The following is a 2,618-nucleotide window of genomic DNA, read 5'->3' as shown; positions in this document are numbered from 1 at the left end:
GTGGGCCGGCAGAGGGCGGGGTCGAGACACCTGCCGAGGCCGCAACGCCGATCCGCTTTTCGCTTTCGGATGTCGATGCCGACTGCGTTGCCGGCCAGACCGTGCTGCAGACGGCGCGCGCTTCGGGCGTGCGCATCCCAGCGGCTTGCGAGTTCGGCCTGTGTGGAACCTGCAAGGTGAAAAAGGTCTCGGGCACAGTCGAGATGAGCCACAATGGCGGCATCCTCGATCACGAGATCGACGACGGCTTCATCCTTGCCTGCTGTTCGAAGCCACTGACGGCGCTCGAAATCGACGCCTGATCGGCGAGGCGGCTAAAGCGCGTCGCGTTTGGCCGGCCTTATGCGACGCGCTTTACGTTGTCGTTTTCTATGCATGTCGTAATCGCAAAACCGCTGCACACTTTTGCGCGACATGCATTAAACCCCGTAACGCTCGGTGCGGATGAGGCCTGCCGGAACGCCGGCATCGATCAGCGCCTGAGCGGCGGCCGACACGAAGGCATTCGAGCCGCAGACAAAGGCGAACCTGGGCGGCGCGGGCAGCCGCACCATCGATTGCTCTATCATGGCGGCATCGACCCGCCGCGAATAGTCCGTTGGGCGCCGGGCGGCCTCGCGGGTCAGCGTCAGCACCAGATCGAAGCCGTCGCGACGATCGTCGAGGCCGATCAACTCGTCGCGAAAGATCACCTCGTCCCAGACCCGTGCGGAAAACACCAGTGCCACGGGCACCGCCGATCTGCGCGCCGCGCGATGGCGGATCATCGCCATCAGCGGAACCACGCCGGATCCGCCGCCGACCAGCAGAAGCGGACCGCCGTCGCCGTCGTACCAGACGAAGTGGCCGCCGAGCGGTCCGCGCAATTCGACCTCGTCGCCAACAGCCGCGATATCGTGGAAGAACGGCGAGACCTCGCCATCATCGAGCCTTTCGATCGCCAGTTCGATCATCTCGCCGGCTTCCGGCCCCGAGGCGATCGAGTAGGAGCGACGCGCCTGATAGCCATCCGGCGCCGTCAGCCTGACATCGACATGCTGCCCGGCACGATAGGCGAAGGGCCGCGACGGATCGAGGAAAAAGCTGGTGACGCGCGGCGTGCGCTTTTCGATGCGTCGGATGGTGACGGTCTGCCAGGGCGACTGCGTCGCCGGCCCGTCGCTCATGGATCGCCCGTATAGCGCTGCTCGCGCCACGGGTCGCCATAGATGTGATAGCCGCGCAACTCCCAGAACCCGGGCTCGTCGCGCTCGGTGAACTGCAGCCCGTTCAGCCATTTGGCCGATTTCCAGAAATAGAGATGCGGAACCAGCAGCCGCGCCGGCCCGCCATGGTCCGGCGTGATCGGCTTGCCTTCGTAAAGCAGCGCCACCATCGCCTTGCCGGCGGTGAGATCCTTCGTCGGCACGTTGGTGGTGTAGCCGTCGAAGGACAGCGCCAGAGTGAAGGGGCTCAGTGGCTCAATGCCGGCATCCGCCAGAATATCGTCGACCAGCACGCCCTGCCACGCTGTGTCGAACTTGGTCCATGCGGTCACGCAATGGATGTCGCGGGTCATCTTGGTCAACGGCAGCGCGTTGAACTCTGTCCAACTCCACTTCTTGATCGGCCGCGGTCCGTGCTTGAGCGTGAACGACCAGTCCTCGGTGCGCACGCGCGGCGTCGGCCCGGCCGACAGCACCGGGAACCCTCGCTCGAGATACTGCCCCGGCGGAATGCGCGCATCCGCATCCGTCGGGGGCTTTCGTCCTGAAGAGAAGCCGCGGGTGACCATCAAAACATCCGTGTGCATCAGGCCGTCTGTCGGCCTTCACCAGTCTTCTCGAAGATGCTCTGGCGGGCAACCAGAATCTTGGCCGCGACCTCGCGGCAATGCGCCGCCTCAGCCATTAGCGAAGGGCACGGCGACGAACATCTGCGCGTCGCCGCGTTCGACGAGCAGGAGCACGGACTTTTTGCCAGCCTTTCCGGCCTGCGCGATCGCCTGGTCTGCCTGCCTGGCGTCCCGCACCGTCGCCTGATTGACGGCGACGATGATGTCGCCGGCTGGATACCGGAAGCCGAGGCCGCCTTGTCGGGATTGACGCTCTCGACCAGCGCGCCGCGCTGGTTGGGCGCCAGATTCATCGCCTGTCGGACATCCGGGGTGACGTCCATCAGACCGAGGCCGATCGCAGGCGAACGAAGGCCCGGCTGTGCGGACGGTGCCTCTGGTCCGCCGCCCACCGATGCCGTCTGCACATCGTCTCCATTGCGCCCGACGTCGACGGAAATTTCGAGATTCTTTCCTTTGCGCCAGGCATCGAGCGTTTCCGTGGCGCCGGGCGAGACGTCGGCAACGGCACGCGACAGGTCCTTGGGATCCTTTATCTGCTGACCGGCGAAGCTGGTGACGACGTCGCCGGTTTCAATCCCGGCTTTTGCCGCCGGCGAGCCGTCAGTAACCGCGGAAACCAGCGCACCACTGGGCTGATCGAGGCCGACAGCGCTCGCAATATCGGGCGTCACCGGCTGAATCTGGACGCCGAGATACCCGTATTGAATGGAGCCACCCTTCATCAGCTTGGCGACCACTTTTTGCGCCTGGTCCGACGGGATGGCGAAGCCGACGCCGACGC

At 65.0% G+C, this 2,618-nt stretch carries 4 protein-coding genes; 1 reads left to right on the top strand and 3 read right to left on the bottom strand.

The window, feature by feature from the left end; translation table 11 throughout:
* Nucleotides 1–302, top strand: a 302-nt coding sequence (locus EOA85_RS32295) for a 2Fe-2S iron-sulfur cluster binding domain-containing protein (RefSeq protein ID WP_127212430.1), incomplete at its 5' end; no start/stop codon positions are given.
* A 117-nt stretch (nt 303–419) separates the two neighbouring features.
* Here the strand turns inward: EOA85_RS32295 and EOA85_RS32290 are convergent.
* The 3 genes from EOA85_RS32290 to EOA85_RS32280 form a co-directional block, all read right to left on the bottom strand.
* A complete protein-coding gene (locus tag EOA85_RS32290; RefSeq protein ID WP_127212429.1) occupies nt 420–1,166 on the bottom strand; it encodes an FAD-binding oxidoreductase in 747 nt (248 codons plus the stop codon).
* Nucleotides 1,163–1,774 carry a molybdopterin-dependent oxidoreductase gene (locus EOA85_RS32285; protein ID WP_127212428.1) on the bottom strand — a complete coding sequence of 204 codons (612 nt, stop codon included), beginning with the start codon at nt 1,772–1,774 and terminating at the stop codon, nt 1,163–1,165. Before EOA85_RS32285 ends, EOA85_RS32290 begins: the two co-directional genes overlap by 4 nt.
* 17 nt (nt 1,775–1,791) lie before the next feature.
* Nucleotides 1,792–2,618 (bottom strand): PDZ domain-containing protein (locus EOA85_RS32280; RefSeq protein ID WP_245486211.1); only part of this gene is annotated, 827 nt, incomplete at its 5' end.

Origin of the sequence: Mesorhizobium sp. M5C.F.Ca.IN.020.29.1.1 (genome assembly GCF_003997375.1) — a bacterium.
Lineage (GTDB): Bacteria > Pseudomonadota > Alphaproteobacteria > Rhizobiales > Rhizobiaceae > Mesorhizobium > Mesorhizobium wenxiniae.
The sequence above is the reverse complement of the archived record's forward strand: the minus strand, read 5'-3'. Positions and strand labels throughout refer to the sequence as shown.

Bases quoted from the DNA above. Each gene is read 5' to 3' on its own strand.
- EOA85_RS32285 (WP_127212428.1), bottom strand. From the start codon at position 1,774: ATGGTCACCCGCGGCTTCTCTTCAGGACGAAAGCCCCCGACGGATGCG.
- EOA85_RS32290 (WP_127212429.1), bottom strand. From the start codon at position 1,166: ATGAGCGACGGGCCGGCGACGCAGTCGCCCTGGCAGACCGTCACCATC.